The sequence below is a fragment of the Telluria sp. AZSoR62 genome (assembly GCF_058111565.1).
Genome location: NZ_JBYTST010000390.1, coordinates 1 through 260, shown reverse-complemented (window position 1 = coordinate 260; position 260 = coordinate 1). Strand labels below are relative to the sequence as shown.

At 73.5% G+C, this 260-nt stretch carries 1 protein-coding gene; it reads right to left on the bottom strand.

Translation table 11 applies throughout. From position 1 onward, the window contains the following. Positions 1-70: 70 nt before the first annotated feature. A partial coding sequence (locus tag AC3XQU_RS24200) for a hypothetical protein (protein WP_489876666.1) occupies positions 71-260 on the bottom strand: 190 nt, incomplete at its 5' end.

Below are 260 nucleotides of genomic sequence, written 5' to 3'. Positions count from 1 at the left end.
ACGCCTGATGTCCTCTGATGGCTGGGTGCCGGGGTTCAGTCCAGACGGCGGTTCCATCCGCGGCGTCGGTTCAGCCCAGCAGGCCCGGCACGATCAGCAGGGCGGTGGGCACGGCCAGGAGCAGGGCGGAGCCGGCAAGCACCAGCCCGCGGGCGGCGGCAGGCAGCTGCGGCTCAGGGGACAGCAGCCGGCTGACCCGGGAGATGGTGGTCCGGGCAGAACCTGAGACGGCGCCGGTGGGCGCCTCAAGCCCGTCCAGG